Here is a 15,715-nt window from a genome sequence, read left to right as displayed (position 1 = left end):
CAGCATAATGTCTAAACATCTTCTATGGATTGGAGCTGGTGCGGCTCAATCATTCAACTTCGACTACTCCGAATACTCCAAGGTTATTCTTGTTGATCCGTTACTGCAGGTAGCTTCACAAGAACAGTTCAGCGATGAAGCGAAATTTGTAACAGTAAAAAAAGCCGTAACTACTGAAACTGTCGGCAAGCAGCCATTTAAGCTTTTTAATAACGAAGAGTTTTCTTCATTTTTAGAGCCTACTGGCCTTAAAGAAATCTATCCGAACTTAATGATAGAAGAAGTTCTTGATGTTGAAACAGTGAGTATTATCGAGCTTATTAAAGAGCTTCAGGTAACTGGTAGTGAGAATTCGTTATTTCTAGACCTTCCTTGCTTATCTTTAGAGATATTAAATGAACTAAAATCTAACGATATCTTACCGTTATTCCAACAAATTTACGTATGTGCTGGCAAGAAGCCCTTGTTTAGTAGCGAGAGCGACATTAAGACAGTTACCGAATTGCTTAACAATGCGTTTTATCAATTCGTAAGTGAGTGGAATAGTGATACTGACGTTTGTACGCACCAGTTTAAGTTTAACCCTCTTTTAGAAAGCGTTCACATACAAAAAGCCGAGATTTTAGATTTAAAGGCTCAATTAAAACTAGTCGTTAACACACACCAAGATTTAGAGAATGATAAGGAAGAGTTGAAAACCTTGTTAACTAACTCTCAGATTGCATTTAATGAAGTTCAAGCAGAACTCCATGTTGCAAATGAGGAAGCAAAACATCTTCAAGAAACAGTTGAAAATTTGCACGCTAGTGAAAAGGTTTACTTAGATAAAATCAAAATATTGGAAAGTGACCTGCAATCTGTAAATGATAAGGTAGAGTCCCACTCAAAGCAGGTAAACGACCTGAAGCTTGATAAAGAGAACCTAGAAGGCCAACTGCTTCAGGTAGAAAGCGATCTATCTGCCAAAGTAACGACAGTTGAGCGCTTAGAAAGCCAGTTACTTGAAGAGCTGAGTAAGTCTAAACAACTCACTGAGCGCATCGAAAGTCTAACAGCTGAAATACAGGTTAAGAGTAATAGCATAGCGTCACTTGAAACGAAGTTAAGCTCAGTTAGCGATAATGCGACTGTAGAGATCGATACACTTACAAAAGATAATGAAAAGCTTACTTTTACACTAGCAGAGGAAAAAGCGAGAGCAGATAAAGCGCACGCTAACGAGCAGTCGTTAAAAGCTACATTATCTGAACAAGAGTCGCGTAATAAACAAACATCTGAAGCCTATGAAAATGAGCTTCAAGAGCTTAAAACCAAGCTTAAAGAAAGCGAAGAAAAACAAAAAGAAACATACGGTTGGTTCGCAAGCCGTAGGCAGCAAGCCGAGGCACTAACCGAAGAGCTTGAAGTGCTTAAGCGAGAAAATGCACTGTTAGCATCAAACAATGAAACGGCACTAGCAGTTAGCGAACTTGAGAGTAAGCTAATTGCCATGTTGAACAAGCAAAATGAAGATAGTATTGAGATAGCAAACGCACTTGGTAAGCATGTAACGCGTTGCCATGAAGAACAAAAAAGCAATATCGCTAGCCAATTTGAATTACGAAAACTAACTGGGTTTTCTCGTATACCTATTTCAACAAACTCTTATGATATGGACTCAGCAAATTTAGCTGAACTCTCGTCGTTGGTTAGCCAGAATGCTTACGATGTGATCATAGAATTTGGTAGTGGTTTGAGTACGGTAGTCTCTGCAAGCACTTTACAAGACAAAGCTGATAGAGGCTTTAATAACGGTAAGTATTTGGAAGATAAAGGCAATAATAGTGAAATAGAAAAGGCATTGCCAAAGCACATTGTTGGTTTTGAGCAAAGCTCAGAACGCCTCAAAGAAACAACCGGGCTTTTATCCAATGCGGGCGTGGAAGCTTACGTAGATTTGTGCCACGCCCCCCTGATTTCTGTCGCTCACACAGATAACGCTAAAGGCGGGGAGCTGTTTTATGACTGCACTGAAAAGCTACTAGAGCTTAAGCGCATTCTTAACAATCGACATGCTAACCTACTGGTAGTAATTAATGGTCCGTTTTTAGACGACAATAATAAAGCCAAGTATTGGGCATTGCCTTTAGTATTAGACTACTTTTCGCAAGCTGACATAACTGTTTTTACCAACGGTACGAATTCAGAACAGATAAGCGACCTGATACCGCAATGGGAAAATGAATGTGAACGCCGTCAGTTAACGGCAAATGTTAAAAAGTTAAAGACTCCTAAAGGTGTCACAATAATAACTATACAATCGTAGCGTAAAAGTGCCAGTTATTGAGTAATTGACGTGCGCCTGATAGACTTCGCGCCGCTTTTTCGCTCTTTGTACACTGGACGTAAATGATAAGAAAATGGATATGAGTAAAGAAAGTCGATCCCTCATTAAAGAAGCGAATAAGTTTTTCAAACAGAACAAGTTTGAAGAAGCTGAACAGCTTTACAAACGCGCTGGCGACCAGCTAGGTTCTGAACTAGTGTCAACGAGCATTTGGCTTTGTCAGAAGCGAAAAAGTCAACAAAGTATTGCTACCAGTAATCCCTTAAGATCAAATTTGGTAAGTTCTGACGCTTATACTGCTGAAAATTTCTTAAAACAAAAAAAGCAGCTAGAGCAAACGCAACAATTGCTTGAAGAGTATTACCAGCAATCGCAATCCCTAAAACTTCAGCTAATGCAGAGAAATTAAAATGAAAGTATTAACCGTTTTTGGCACAAGGCCTGAAGCAATAAAAATGGCACCCCTCGCAATAAAACTTGCAGAACAAGAGGGAATTGACGCACGCGTTTGTGTTACAGCGCAACACCGTGAAATGCTAGACCAGGTTCTAGGGTTGTTTGAAATTACGCCAGAGTACGACTTAAATATTATGAAGCCAGGTCAAGATCTGACGGATGTAACCACTAATATTCTGCAAGGTATTAAGCCTATACTAGCCGATTTCAAACCTGACGTGGTTTTAGTTCATGGCGACACGGCAACCACTTTTGCTACTAGTTTAGCAGCATATTATCAGCAAATTGCGGTAGGTCATGTGGAAGCTGGCTTACGCACAGGGAATATTTATTCTCCGTGGCCAGAAGAGGCAAACCGAAAGCTGACTGGTGCTATTACTACATATCATTTCGCGCCTACAGAGACATCGCAGCAGAACTTACTTAATGAGGCTGTGGCCCTAGAAAATATTACGGTAACGGGTAACACGGTAATCGATGCTTTATTAGATGTAAGCGATAAGCTAAAAAATGACACAGCGCTGAATAGTGAAATGGCAGAGCGTTTCAGCTTCTTAAATAAAGATAAAAAGTTGATATTGGTTACAGGCCACAGAAGAGAAAGCTTCGGTGGTGGTTTCGAGCGCATTTGTAAAGCACTTGCCTATACAGCAGAGCAACACCCAGGATGCCAGATTGTTTACCCAGTGCATTTAAACCCAAATGTGCAAGAACCTGTTAATCGCCTGCTAAAAGGCGTGCCAAATATTACGCTTATTGAACCGCAAGACTACCTGCCTTTTGTTTATCTTATGAATCAGGCTCACATTATCCTGACCGATTCAGGCGGTATTCAGGAAGAAGCGCCGTCTTTAGGTAAACCCGTACTAGTAATGCGTGACACAACAGAAAGACCAGAAGCGGTTAGCGCTGGTACCGTTAAATTGGTAGGTACTGACGTAGATAAAATTACTACAAGCTTAAATCAGTTATTAACTGATGAAAAAGCCTACGAAGAAATGAGCTTTGCTCACAATCCGTATGGCGATGGCAAAGCATGTGAAAGAATTATTGAAGTTTTAAGAGAGAAAGTTAATGGAAATTAATAAAACAGTATGCGTTGTTGGTATGGGATATATTGGCTTACCAACGGCTGCGCTTTTGGCAAACCGCGGTTATAAAGTACATGGTGTAGACGTTAGCAAGCATGCTGTAGACACTATCAATGAAGGTAAAATACATATTGTTGAACCAGAATTGGACACTTTCGTTTCTTCAGCGGTTAATAGCGGTATGTTAAGTGCTCACCTAGAGCCAGCAGAAGCAGACATCTTTTTGGTTGCTGTGCCTACCCCGTTTCATCACGACCAACTTAATGAAGTGACGAACTCACCGGTTCCTAACTTAGATTACGTGAAGAGTGCTACCAAAGCGATAGCGCCGTATGTTAAGCCAGGGAACCTAGTTTTACTAGAATCTACATCGCCGGTAGGCACAACAGAAATGATGGCTGAAGAACTAGAAGCGGCCGGTGTTGATTTATCACAAATTCACGTAGCCCACTCTCCAGAGCGTGTTCTTCCTGGCCACATAATGCGAGAACTTATTGAGAACGATCGTGTAGTGGGTGGTGTTGACGATGCGTCTACTAAAGCCGCTGCAGAGTTCTACAGAACGTTTGTTGAAGGCGAAGTGCTTGAAACTACGTCGAAAACAGCCGAAATGGCAAAGCTGACAGAAAACGCGTTTCGAGATGTAAATATTGCATTTGCTAACGAACTTTCAATGCTTGCAGACGACATGGATATTGACGTTTACGAGTTGATTAAACTTGCAAACCATCACCCGCGCGTAAACATTCTGCAGCCAGGCTGTGGTGTAGGTGGTCACTGTATCTCAGTAGACCCTTGGTTTATTGTTAACTCTGCTAATGGCAAAGCCAAAATGGTTGAGCAAGCCCGCAGAACTAACGATTACAAATCTGAGTGGGTAGTTGAAAAAGTTAAAAACGCCGTACTTGAGTTTGAAAAAGAAAACGGTAGAAAGCCACAAGTGGCATGTATGGGGTTAGCTTTCAAACCTGATATTGATGACTTGCGTGAATCACCAGCGTTATACATTACTCAAGCTTTAAGTGAAACTAATGACGTGGTAGCCGTTGAGCCCAATATTAAGAGTTTTGATGGGCTAAAACTTGTATCAGAAGAGCAAGCAGACAACGCAGATATTCTTGTCTACTTAGTTGCTCATAGCCAATTTAAAGCGCATAGCAAGAGTAGCAAAACTTTAGATTTTGCTGGCTTGTTTAAATAAATTCTTTACGTGGTGAGAGCAAACTCACCACGTCGCTTTTCATACTTGTCATTTTCCACGCTAAGAAACTCTTTTCAATGAATAAAGCTAATCAAATAATTGACTTTGCCAAGCAAGCAATAATCGAAAGTTCCTCACAAACGACATTGGATGCGCCAATTAATAAGCGTGTAGCTTATGCAGTAAGTCACGGAAAAAGTTACGCGAGTAATGGTTATGCTATTCGCACTCATGGAATTGCAGCCGCACTCAATAAGCGCGGTTTTGATACTCTGTGCTTAATAAGGCCTGGTAGACCTTGGGATTTTGGTGCAAAGAGAGAGTTTTCAGAACTCCAAAAAGAAGTAGATGGCGTTACTTACATTCACTCACCATGGGAAAACTTTTTAGTACCTAAAGATGTGTTTGAAAGAATTAAAGTGATGGCACTAAAGTATGAGGAGCTATTTAAAGTATATCGGCCAGAAATCGTTTTGGCAGCTTCAAATTATGAAGTTGCTTTCCCAGCCTATATTGCAGCAAAAAAGTTAGGACTTCCATTTCATTACGAAGTAAGGGGCTTTTGGGAAATATCGCGATTATCCCGAGACCCTGATTGGGAGGACTCGGATGGTTATCACGAACAAGTAGAACTAGAAAGCTTCTTGGTGTCAAACGCCGATAAGCTCTATACGTTGAATACCTCGATGGTGCAAGAGTTAGTGAAACGTGGAGCTAATCGAGCGAGCATAAGCTTAGTGCCTAACGCAGCTCCGTCCATTTCCAATGTTGAAAGCAAGAATATAAAACCCCGTAATGAACTTTTTAATGACTATGAAGATACATTCCTTCTTGGCTACGTTGGTGCGCTTACAGACTACGAAGGTATAGATACTCTTTTGCAAGCCATAGCGTCTCTTAAAGATGAGAAAATAAAATTGCTTGTAGTAGGTGGTAATAATCCAGTAAATGATTCTGACAAGCGTGATGAAGTCTTAGAGAGATTTAAGAAGCAAGCGATTGAGTTAGGTCTGCAAAACCAAGTAGTCTTTACTGGAAGAGTTGCTCATGAAGCGGTAGGGAATTATATTCGAGCTGTAGACGCATGCGTTGTTCCAAGAAAGCCTGACCTAGTGTGTGAACTCGTAAGTGCATTAAAGCCTTTGGAGTACATGGCATTCAATAAACCCGTAATTGCTTCGAATGTTGCACCGCAAGTAGAACTTTTAGCGAACGGAAAGTTTGGTTGGTTGTATGAAAAAGGAAATGTCCAATCTCTTTGTGAATCAATAACAAAGTTGAGAAGCGAAGATAAAAGAGTTATTGAGGAAAAGCTTGCCGCAGCACGGAAATTAATTGAAGAAAAACTTACTTGGGATTGTGTAGTAGAGCCAATGGCTTTGAATCTGGCCGGTTCATTTAAATTCTCGCAACCTCATAAAAATAATGCAGGGAAGACAAAAGTTGCCTGTATCATGGACGATTTTACGTTTCAATCGTATAGCCCAGAAGCGAACCTTTGTCAGTTAACCCCTGACGACTATTTAGAGGAACTAAGGGGATTTGAACCAGAGCTTCTCTTTATTGAGTCTGCTTGGAGAGGTAAAGACGATCTATGGGGCTCAAAAGTTGGTCACCGGTCGCAAGAAGTTATTAACATTGTCGAATGGTGCAATAAGAGAAAAATACCTACTGTTTTCTGGAATAAAGAAGATCCAATTCACTTTGAAACATTCCTAAATACGGCCAAGTTGTTTGATTTGGTCTTTACAACAGATCTTGATTGTGTAGAACGGTATAAAGCCGCATTAGGACACGATAGGGTTTATTTTTTGCCCTTTGCATGCCAGCCAAAACTTACTAATCCAATTGAAACTTTTGAGAGAAAGGACGCATTCTCATTTGCTGGAGCTTATTATGTTAAGTATCCAGATAGAACAAGAGACCTAGAAGATTTCATAGAGTCTTTCCCCAACTTTAAGCCGGTCGAGATATATGACAGAAACTTCGGCAAAAATGATCCAAACTACAAATTTCCAAAGAGTTTTGATAAGCATATCGTCGGTACTTTACCGTTTGCTGAAATTCAGAAAGCATACAAAGGTTACAAGTACGCAATAAATCTAAACTCAATAAAGCAAAGCCAAACAATGTTTGCACGCCGCGTTTATGAATTGTTGGGTAGTAATACTGTCACAGTAAGTAATTTTTCGAGAGGCGTGAGATTAATGTTCGGTGACCTAGTTCAGGTTAGCGATAGTGGAAATGAGATTGTTAGAAGGCTTAAAGCTTTAGAGAGCAATGCCTATCAAACAGACAAATTGAGGCTCGCAGGACTTAGAAAAATTCTTTCAGAGCACACCTATGAAGACAGATTTAACTACATTTTGCAGAAAGTATTTGCAAATAGCGCAGAACATGTATTGCCTGATGTAGTTGTTTTTACATTAGTTCAAGAAGAGAGCGATTTATCTAGGTTTATCGACAACGTCAAGCGTCAAAGCTATGAGATAAAGAAAGTTGTTGTACTTGTTGATCGTTTTAGTACAAAGGGTATAGCAGAAAAGCTAACTGAAAACGCAATTGTGAATTTCAGTGTCCTAACTTTAGACGATGTTTCAGGGCAGTCTCTGTTTAAGCTTCATTCTTCTTCTAGTTGGCTTACTTATTTTTCGTCATTGGACTTATATGGCAGCAATTACCTCTTGGATATCTTTCTTGCGACGCGTTTCACTGATGCGTTATTTATCGGAAAAAGCAGTTATTTTGAAGAGGCCGAAAACAAATTAGTGTTAAGACATGAAGGAAGTAGTTACAAAAGTGCGATCAACATTCCCAAACGATGCTGTGCAATTTCACCGCTTGCTCAAGATATTCGACTTAAAGATTGGTTAAGTGATGTTACATTTGGTTCCTACAAAGAAGATAACTCACAATCAATCGATATATTCAATTATTGCAAAAATGTGACACTCAAAAATGAAGAGAGCTTTTTGAGCAAAGTTGAAGACGATGACTTCGATACTGGATGTAGCGCACGAGAATTACAAGAACTTTCAGAAAAGATTGAAGCCGTTGTTCACTCTGAAGATTCTGCTCCTCATTTTGATGCTAAAACACTGTTTGAAATGTTTTCTAAAACGTCTACTAAGGATTGCACTATAACGTTAGACAATGAAGGGATGCAGATATCTTCATCATTAGAAGATGGAAAGCATACATATATCTATACCATTGATAAAAAGATACTTTCAATAGATGTGTTGTTCTCTCAGAGCGAAAAATTAGATGAAATCCCTTTCCATTTAGAGGTTACTCCTGGGTTAAATCTTTCGTTTGTAGTTATCTTCTTTGACGTCAACATGACGCGTTTGCACCATGAGATAATTAAACCCAACAAAAACAACGTTCTTTCACGTCCAGATGGAGCTGCATACGTAAAGCTAGGATTCAGGGTGTACCAGTCTGGCCAGTGCACCGTGAAAAGCTTGTTGTTGGGGGAAAAAGATCTGTCGCCCACAAGATTGATAGGTAGTTCAGATACATTACTCCTTACAAACCACTATCCTAGCTACGACGATCTTTACAGAAATGGATTTGTTCACAGTAGAGTTGCTGCTTATAGGGAGCGCGGAGTTCGCGTTGATACCTTCAGATTTAGAAAGGATCAACCTGTAACATGGCATGAATTCCAAAACGTCGACGTTACTTCAGGTTCTGCAGTTGCGTTACAACGCATGCTGAGTAGTGGTCAGTATAAAAACTTACTTGTTCACTTCCTCGACTCTGACATGTGGGAGGTGATTGAAAAGTACATTCACAAAATTAATGTCTTTGTGTGGATTCACGGCGCAGAGATACAACCTTGGTGGCGTAGGGAATATAATTATACAGATGAGAAACAGCTAGAATTAGCGAAAAAACAAAGTGATATACGACTAGGTTTTTGGCGAAGTATTCTGAATAAAATGCACAAAAATCTTAAGCTCATTTTCGTTTCCAATTACTTTGCGGAAGAAGTTATGGAGGATATTGGATTTAGGCTACCAGTTGACCAGTATGAAATTATTCATAACCCTGTAGATACCGACCTGTTCGATTATATTCCAAAACCGCCAGAACAGAGACTTAAAGTTCTTTCGATAAGACCATATGCTTCAAGAAAGTATGCCAATGATTTGAGTGTGAATGCAGTTCTAGAGCTTTCAAAACAACCATTTTTTAACGAATTTGAGTTTCTTTTCATGGGCGACGGTAAACTTTTTGATGAAACCCTAGCACCGATTGCAGATTTTGATAATGTGAAGATAGAAAGACGCTTTTTGGCTCAAACTGACATTGCTAAATATCACAAAGAGTTTGGAATATTTCTCTGCCCAACTCGAATGGATGCACAAGGTGTATCGAAAGACGAAGCCATGTCATCGGGGTTAGTTGTTATATCAAATGGCGTAACGGCCATCCCGGAGTTTATAGATGGCGATTCTGGTATTTTAGTTGAAGGAGAAGATTATTGTGGTATGGCAGATGCGCTAGCATCACTTTATCTCGACCATAGTAGATTTTTAAGCTTGTCAGATGGAGCTTCCAAACGTGCTAGATATCAAGTATCTAAACAAAAAATAGTTAATCAAGAGCTATTGCTCCTCAACTAATTTGAATTAAAGAAGACTACAATATGAAAGAAACCTCCAAAACAACTACCAAACAAATTTCTAGAAGGGAAGTGAAGTACCAAGTAAAAGAGACTAAGCTTGGCACGATGGTTTTTTTAGACTCTTATTCATATGATAAAGCATATTTGAACTTTGACATGCAGAGTGTTGAAGGAAAAGACGTTGTTTTTGATTGTAACGGAATACCAAAATTAAATATCTCTAGAAGAGGCGAGTATCACTACTACCCAATAACGATAGCGATATATGGTCTCGAACAGGTTAGCAAGTATTACAAAACTCAAGATCCTCGACATTTGGAAAAAGTGAGAGCAGTTGCTAATTTTCTAGCGCAGACACAAAACACAGAATCTGGCGCGTGGAAGTCAGACTTTGAATATTTTTACGCCGTACGCGAGACCGGAAAACTTGAACCTGGTTGGACATCGGCATTAGCACAGGGATTTTGTATAAGCTGTTTAGTAAGAGCCTATTATCTATTTGATGATATTGATTACTTAGCGGCTGTTGAAAAAGGTGTATTGCCATTTTATGAAGATGTTGAGAATGGCGGTGTATTAAGTCGTATTTTTGATAAATATCCATGGTATGAGGAATATACAACGCCAAATAAGTCTCATATCCTCAACGGTTTTATGTTTTCACTACTTGGGTTATATGACGGGTTTATGCTTACCGGTTCAACCAAATATAGTGATAGGTTCGAAATAGGGTTAGAGTCCCTCCGTCACTGCCTTTCAATGTTTGATTTGAAGGATATTTCTGCATATGACTTGACCCACATAACAATTCCCGGAAATCCAGCAAAGTATCATATTGGATATCACTTTACTCACATTCGGTTATTGAGTGCATTATTGTCAATTGAAGAAGATCAAATTATTAGAAAGGTCTTGGAGCGTTGGATTAGCTATTCACAAGGAAATAAATCTTATTTTCGATTGGTGGAAAGTAATATAGATTTACAGATAAACAGTAATGATGGATTCATTGTTTTAGGTAGTCACGTTACTGCGAACGTAAATTATAACGATCCTAGTATCGATAAAGACGAAATTGAGTATGCATTTTATCTAATGAAGGATGGACAGAAATTCAAGCGTTCAGGTTTCGGAAAACAGTCATTTAAGAGTTTTGAGATTGAGGAACCAGGAGAATATTATGTTGCAATTTACATAAGAGACGTTTTCGGTAATAAAACTGGGGCAAACAGCGAAAAAATCATTGCGCTAGAGGAACCTCCGAAAACTGAAATTCATGATATATCGCTTAACCGAAGTATGAATGCATTTGAAGTTGAAGTAAATGCAACTGGTATAAAATTAAAATTTGCTTTTTATGTGTTTCTGAATGGGAAAATTTATAAAAAATACCTTTACGATAAGAATAACAGTTTCTACTTTGAGCCAACAGAGCCTGGCGAGTATCAATTTGAATGTTACGTAAAAAGCTTAGAGTTAAACCCTGTTATTAGAAGAACACAAACAGTAGTATTTTGATGAAAATGACTAAGGTGACTTAGCACTTAGCTTTAGAGGAAGGTGGATGAACTGTTTTATTTGGAGCGAAAACTCAATCAAAAGAAATGAATTGACGGAGCAGCATGAAGCATTGCAACCCTTTCTTTTTTTGAGTTTTATCCATCATGCTGGCGCCAAGGTTGTTATCGATATTGGCGCGAACGTGGGTTATTACAGCCTTGTTTCCACTTTAGCTGAGAGTGTTGAAGTAGTTCATTCCTTTGAACCTGATACACACGCATTTAAAGAAATGGAAAAAAATTTAACTTTAAACGCTATTCAAAGAAAGGTCTCGCCACATCAAGTCATAGTTTCAAATATGGATGGAACGACTAAGTTTGGTAGCCACTCTCCTATGTCGGGAATAAATGGTGTCGTTGAAACTTCTATACACGAAGCTTCACTCTACAAAGAAGTTAGAGAGTTAAAGAGTATTAAGCTCGATTCACTAACGGACCTAAGAGGCCGAGTTTTGGCGCTAAAGATTGATGTGGAGGGGCATGAAATATCTGTGCTTGAAGGAGCGAGGGAGCTTCTTTCAAGTTCGCCATGCATCGTTCAAATAGAGTGTTTCTTAAGTGATAAAATAGAGCAAGTATTCAGGGAATTGGGTTATTTTAAATTCTTTACTGCCGGTCAAGATTTTTATTTCAGCAATATCAACAACTTTTCCGATTTAGCATTTGTGAACAAAGCCATAGGTTATGCTGTATCGTACTTTACTGAGGTAAGATCAGAGCGACACCTTAAAGTTGACACAATAAAAAATTCAGTAGATTTAACGCTAGAAACTGAAAAGAAAATCGAAGCTACAGTGACCTTATCTGAGGGATACTTTGATAATCCAGAGGTTGCCTTTTATTTGTTAGTCGATGGAAAAAAAATTAGTGAGAGGTGGTATTCTCTGGATAGAAAAGCTTCTTTTTCTTTTCCTGATTATGAAAAAGAAGTTGAGGTAAAAGCGTTTGTAAGAGAAGCTGCTATCCCGGAAAAAAAAGTAGTAGTAGGGAAGTTTATTAAAGAAGCGCCAAAAGGTTACAGGGCTGAATCTGCAATCCCAAATTCTTATGGTAGTCCAAGTAAGTATTTATCATATATCAATAAAATGGAGAAGAATAAAGACCACGGATATTTTGATATTGATATAAGTCCACTTATCCATACTTTAAAACAAAGCTGCCCGAACAATCTTATAATCTTAGGAAGTGGTCCAACAGTAACAAAAACACTAGAGGCTGCTGTTGACTTTAGGGTTAAAAATTGCCATGTATTTTCTAATTCCAAAAACTGCGTTTTAAGTCTCGTTAACTTCAGTAAAATCCTTACTCATGGGAAAAATAGTCAAGTTAAAATTTATCATGTAGAAAATGACCTAGAGATTGGTTCTTTAATTTCAGAATTAAAAATTGACTTGATTGGACGGACATACATATTATTTTTAGACCAGTTTTATAGTGACCTCAACTTTTCATTGGCGTCCTTCAGAGATATCTTAACAGGATATGGTGATGATAAGATATTTTTCGCTGAAAAACTCGTAAATGATAATTACTCAAAAATGCTTCGCATTACTCTGCAAGAAACGGGGTTTAAATTTATTTCTCTGATTCCAAAGTCAAAGATAAGTGGTTTTTCGGAAAAAGAAAAGTGTATTGCAGTGGAGAGCAATAAGGAAGGGTATATATATTTTCTATCTTCTGGGCGTGAGCTTAACTTTAATGATTTTTAACTATTAAAAATAATCTGATGGTGTTTTTAATTTTAGAGTTGATCTAGCAAATTATGTATCTTATAAAAACTGGGCAGTCTGTGAGGTTAAAAATTGATTATTGAAACAATGCCGACTTTACATTCCATTAGAGTTGCAGCGATACTTGATGGATTTTCCTCTATATGCATTGAAAAAGACACTAATTTATTTCCAATTTCACCGTCGAATTGGAAAGAAGAAGTAAAGCAAGCTCAACCCGACTTCCTATTCGTTGAAAGTTGCTGGTTTGGAAATAATAACCAGTGGGGCAGTCTCATATATGGCAATTCATACAATGCGCCAAATCGAATGGATGAGTTAACTAAGGTCGTTGAATACTGCAGAAAGAAAGGAATCCCTACAGTTTTTTGGTCTAAAGAAGATCCCGTTCATTACGACAAATTTGCCCCCACAGCCAAGTTATTCGATTTTGTATTTACTACAGATGCAAATATGGTCGAAAGCTATAAGAAAGACTTCGGGATAGATGCAGAGCCCCTATGTTTCTTTTGCCAGCCCGTAATACATAACCCTTCCGAAGTTATTCCTCGAAAAAATAAAGCTGCTTTCGCCGGTTCCTATTATTCAACTAAAAAAGAACGCTGCGCCGATTTCGACGTATTAATTGACGCACTAAAAACAGCAAATGTTGAATACGATATTTTTGACAGATGCTTATATAGAAAAGAGTCAAACCTTAAATTTCCTGAAAGGTTCAAGCAAAACGTGGTTGGTCATTTAAAGCCAGATGAAATGTGGAAAGCTTATAAAGGCTATAAGTACACAATCAACATGAATTCAGTTAAACAAAGCCCTACTATGTTTGCTCGCCGTGTATATGAATCGTTAGCTTCTGGAACACCTGTAGTTAGCAATTATTCTAAAGGCGTTGTCGAGCAATTTGGCGATATTGTTTGTGCTAGCGATGACCCTGATGAAATAGTAAGCTTCCTAGAGAAAATGCAAGATGAAAGCGAATACAGAAAAGTAGTTGAGAAAGGCGTGCGTGAGGTGCTAAGCAAACATACGGTGGCAGACAGGCTAGAGCAAATTTGCAGTAGAATTGGTATAGCTATTACCGATCACTTACCGAACGTTCATTTGGTTGCTAATGTCAGTAACATAAATGAAGCAGAACACGCTTATACGGTGTTCACTAACCAGACTTACAGAAACAAGCGGCTTGTGGTAAACATGGTAAATGAGAGCGCGCTTTACCCTTACCTATTAAAAACTAATAGCAACACAACATTCAGGTTAGTCAACGAGTTTACTCAGCCTCCTAAGGGACTTCGCGTTGAATTAACAATGGATAAAGACTTACCAACTACTGCTTTAGAAGATGCGGCGTTAAAAACGCTGTACAGCACAAATGTCTAAATTGTCTTTACTTTGCGCTCATTTCGTCAAGTACTCGAGCAAGGCTGGTTACAATGGCAGACGTTTTCTCAGTATTATGAACTACGTCGCGTAAATGAGTTAACCTGCGCTTTTTGTCCTTTATATAATCCGAAATCTTAATATCAAACGAAGGCGCTTTTACTACAAACCTTGCGTTAGACTGAGCTAACAAAAAGTCAGGCGCTATCTTATCAACCAACTCTTTATCAATGTTACCTGCGGTATGGAAAAATACTACGGTTCTGAAAATTCTGGCTAAATAGTTAAACATGGAATAAACAGAAGACGAGCCGAATACTAATAAGGTTTGATCAATCAAAGCGTCAGGGTTATCTAAAATAAAAGCCCTGCCAAAATTGGGAAGATTGTTATCGTAAACAACCACTCGGTTATAATTAAACGTAGTAAGAAAATCTTCAGCATGCCTTTGAGTTGGGTAAATTTTAGAGCCAAGGTCGCCAGCCATTACACGCTCTACGTATATATCATTTTCGAAGAGATTTTCTATGGAAGTGCAGTCTAAGCCTAATTTTTTTACTACTTCCATTGTAGCTACTCTAGCACCATGACAACTCCAATGCGTGTCACAAACTCGAAAGGTTCGTTCTTCAAAGTGCTTTAGAGCATCAATTGGTGTAACTAAGCTGAAAGAGTCATCAACAAGCTTAGTTAATTGGTCTAGCGGTGTATGTTTTGATTTTTTGAAAGGGTAGTGCTCTTCAACAACGAATTCTTTAGAAGGAGCGATAAGAAATGCACTCTTTCCAGCTTGACTCAGCGGCAAGGTGCTAAAAGTGTTGGCGTAATCAGCCCAATTTTTCTTTTCTGCCCAACTGAGTTTTGTTTTACCTGTAAACTGTTCAACGCTTTTGTTGGTGTCGTTATCAAGGTACAACCAATTATCTTCGCCCTCCAAAATTTTAAACACGCCCTCTATACTCAATTCGTAAATCACGTGAAAGTGGCTATTGTGAACAATTGCTATAGCTATATTAGACGATTTGGGAATTAAAGTATGGTCGAAACCGCAAAGTGCTTCTTGTTGAAAGTCGCGTTCTATCAAGGCCACTTTCTCGATTACGTCAGGCCTTTCAGTATTCAAATCAAGTGGAAAAATCTCGTATCCGTCGAGTAACACTAAAGACGCATTATTCTGAAGTTTTTTAAGAAGCCAGCCTTTTATTCTAATGCCTTCTTTTTCAATAAGATTTCCTTCGTGCTCAGCACCATTGCTGGGCTCATCCAAACACCATTTGAATTTATCACTGACGTCAATGCTCGTCTGCTTCACAGAAATTGTAAAAACTGCCATTAC

General features: G+C 38.7%; 9 protein-coding genes. 8 read left to right on the top strand and 1 reads right to left on the bottom strand.

The annotated features are described in order from the left end of the window. The first annotated feature begins 7 nt into the window (after positions 1-7). From F0261_RS05195 to F0261_RS05160, 8 genes are all read left to right on the top strand, one after another. Positions 8-2,305, top strand: coding sequence for a hypothetical protein (locus tag F0261_RS05195; protein ID WP_171337394.1), 2,298 nt, complete (start codon positions 8-10; stop codon positions 2,303-2,305). A 100-nt stretch (positions 2,306-2,405) separates the two neighbouring features. Then, positions 2,406-2,735 (top strand): hypothetical protein, encoded by a 330-nt coding sequence (locus F0261_RS05190; RefSeq protein WP_171337393.1) that lies wholly within the window; start codon positions 2,406-2,408, stop codon positions 2,733-2,735. Between the two features lies 1 nt (position 2,736). Then, a complete protein-coding gene (gene wecB / locus F0261_RS05185; protein WP_171337392.1) occupies positions 2,737-3,867 on the top strand; it encodes a non-hydrolyzing UDP-N-acetylglucosamine 2-epimerase in 1,131 nt (376 codons plus the stop codon). Beyond that, on the top strand, positions 3,857-5,074 hold the full coding sequence (gene wecC / locus F0261_RS05180; protein ID WP_171337391.1) for a UDP-N-acetyl-D-mannosamine dehydrogenase: 1,218 nt from the start codon (positions 3,857-3,859) through the stop codon (positions 5,072-5,074). Before wecB ends, wecC begins: the two co-directional genes overlap by 11 nt. 77 nt (positions 5,075-5,151) lie before the next feature. Further along, the gene (locus F0261_RS05175) at positions 5,152-9,708 is read left to right on the top strand and encodes a glycosyltransferase (RefSeq protein WP_171337390.1); all 4,557 of its coding nucleotides are present in this window, start codon (positions 5,152-5,154) and stop codon (positions 9,706-9,708) included. A 23-nt stretch (positions 9,709-9,731) separates the two neighbouring features. Continuing rightward, positions 9,732-11,228, top strand: a complete 1,497-nt coding sequence (locus F0261_RS05170; protein WP_171337389.1) for a D-glucuronyl C5-epimerase family protein — start codon at positions 9,732-9,734, stop codon at positions 11,226-11,228. A 46-nt stretch (positions 11,229-11,274) separates the two neighbouring features. Next, the gene (locus F0261_RS05165; RefSeq protein WP_171337388.1) at positions 11,275-12,978 is read left to right on the top strand and encodes an FkbM family methyltransferase; all 1,704 of its coding nucleotides are present in this window, start codon (positions 11,275-11,277) and stop codon (positions 12,976-12,978) included. 93 nt (positions 12,979-13,071) lie between these two features. Beyond that, positions 13,072-14,379, top strand: a complete 1,308-nt coding sequence (locus F0261_RS05160; RefSeq protein ID WP_171337387.1) for a glycosyltransferase — start codon at positions 13,072-13,074, stop codon at positions 14,377-14,379. Positions 14,380-14,386: 7 nt separating this feature from the next. Here the strand turns inward: F0261_RS05160 and F0261_RS05155 are convergent, their stop codons facing one another. Further along, the gene (locus F0261_RS05155; RefSeq protein ID WP_171337386.1) at positions 14,387-15,712 is read right to left on the bottom strand and encodes a hypothetical protein; all 1,326 of its coding nucleotides are present in this window, start codon (positions 15,710-15,712) and stop codon (positions 14,387-14,389) included. Positions 15,713-15,715: the final 3 nt, after the last annotated feature.

This window comes from Alteromonas sp. 07-89-2 (assembly GCF_013113925.1).
In the GTDB taxonomy this organism is placed as follows: domain Bacteria; phylum Pseudomonadota; class Gammaproteobacteria; order Enterobacterales; family Alteromonadaceae; genus Alteromonas; species Alteromonas macleodii.
Note: the sequence above shows the minus strand (reverse complement) of the source record. Positions and strands in the feature narration are given on the sequence as shown.

Coding starts and splice junctions, on each gene's coding strand:
- F0261_RS05195 (WP_171337394.1), top strand. CDS start 8: ATGTCTAAACATCTTCTATGGATTGGAGCTGGTGCGGCTCAATCATTC.
- F0261_RS05175 (WP_171337390.1), top strand. CDS start 5,152: ATGAATAAAGCTAATCAAATAATTGACTTTGCCAAGCAAGCAATAATC.
- F0261_RS05165 (WP_171337388.1), top strand. CDS start 11,275: ATGAACTGTTTTATTTGGAGCGAAAACTCAATCAAAAGAAATGAATTG.
- F0261_RS05170 (WP_171337389.1), top strand. CDS start 9,732: ATGAAAGAAACCTCCAAAACAACTACCAAACAAATTTCTAGAAGGGAA.
- wecB (WP_171337392.1), top strand. CDS start 2,737: ATGAAAGTATTAACCGTTTTTGGCACAAGGCCTGAAGCAATAAAAATG.
- F0261_RS05190 (WP_171337393.1), top strand. CDS start 2,406: ATGAGTAAAGAAAGTCGATCCCTCATTAAAGAAGCGAATAAGTTTTTC.
- wecC (WP_171337391.1), top strand. CDS start 3,857: ATGGAAATTAATAAAACAGTATGCGTTGTTGGTATGGGATATATTGGC.
- F0261_RS05155 (WP_171337386.1), bottom strand. CDS start 15,712: ATGGCAGTTTTTACAATTTCTGTGAAGCAGACGAGCATTGACGTCAGT.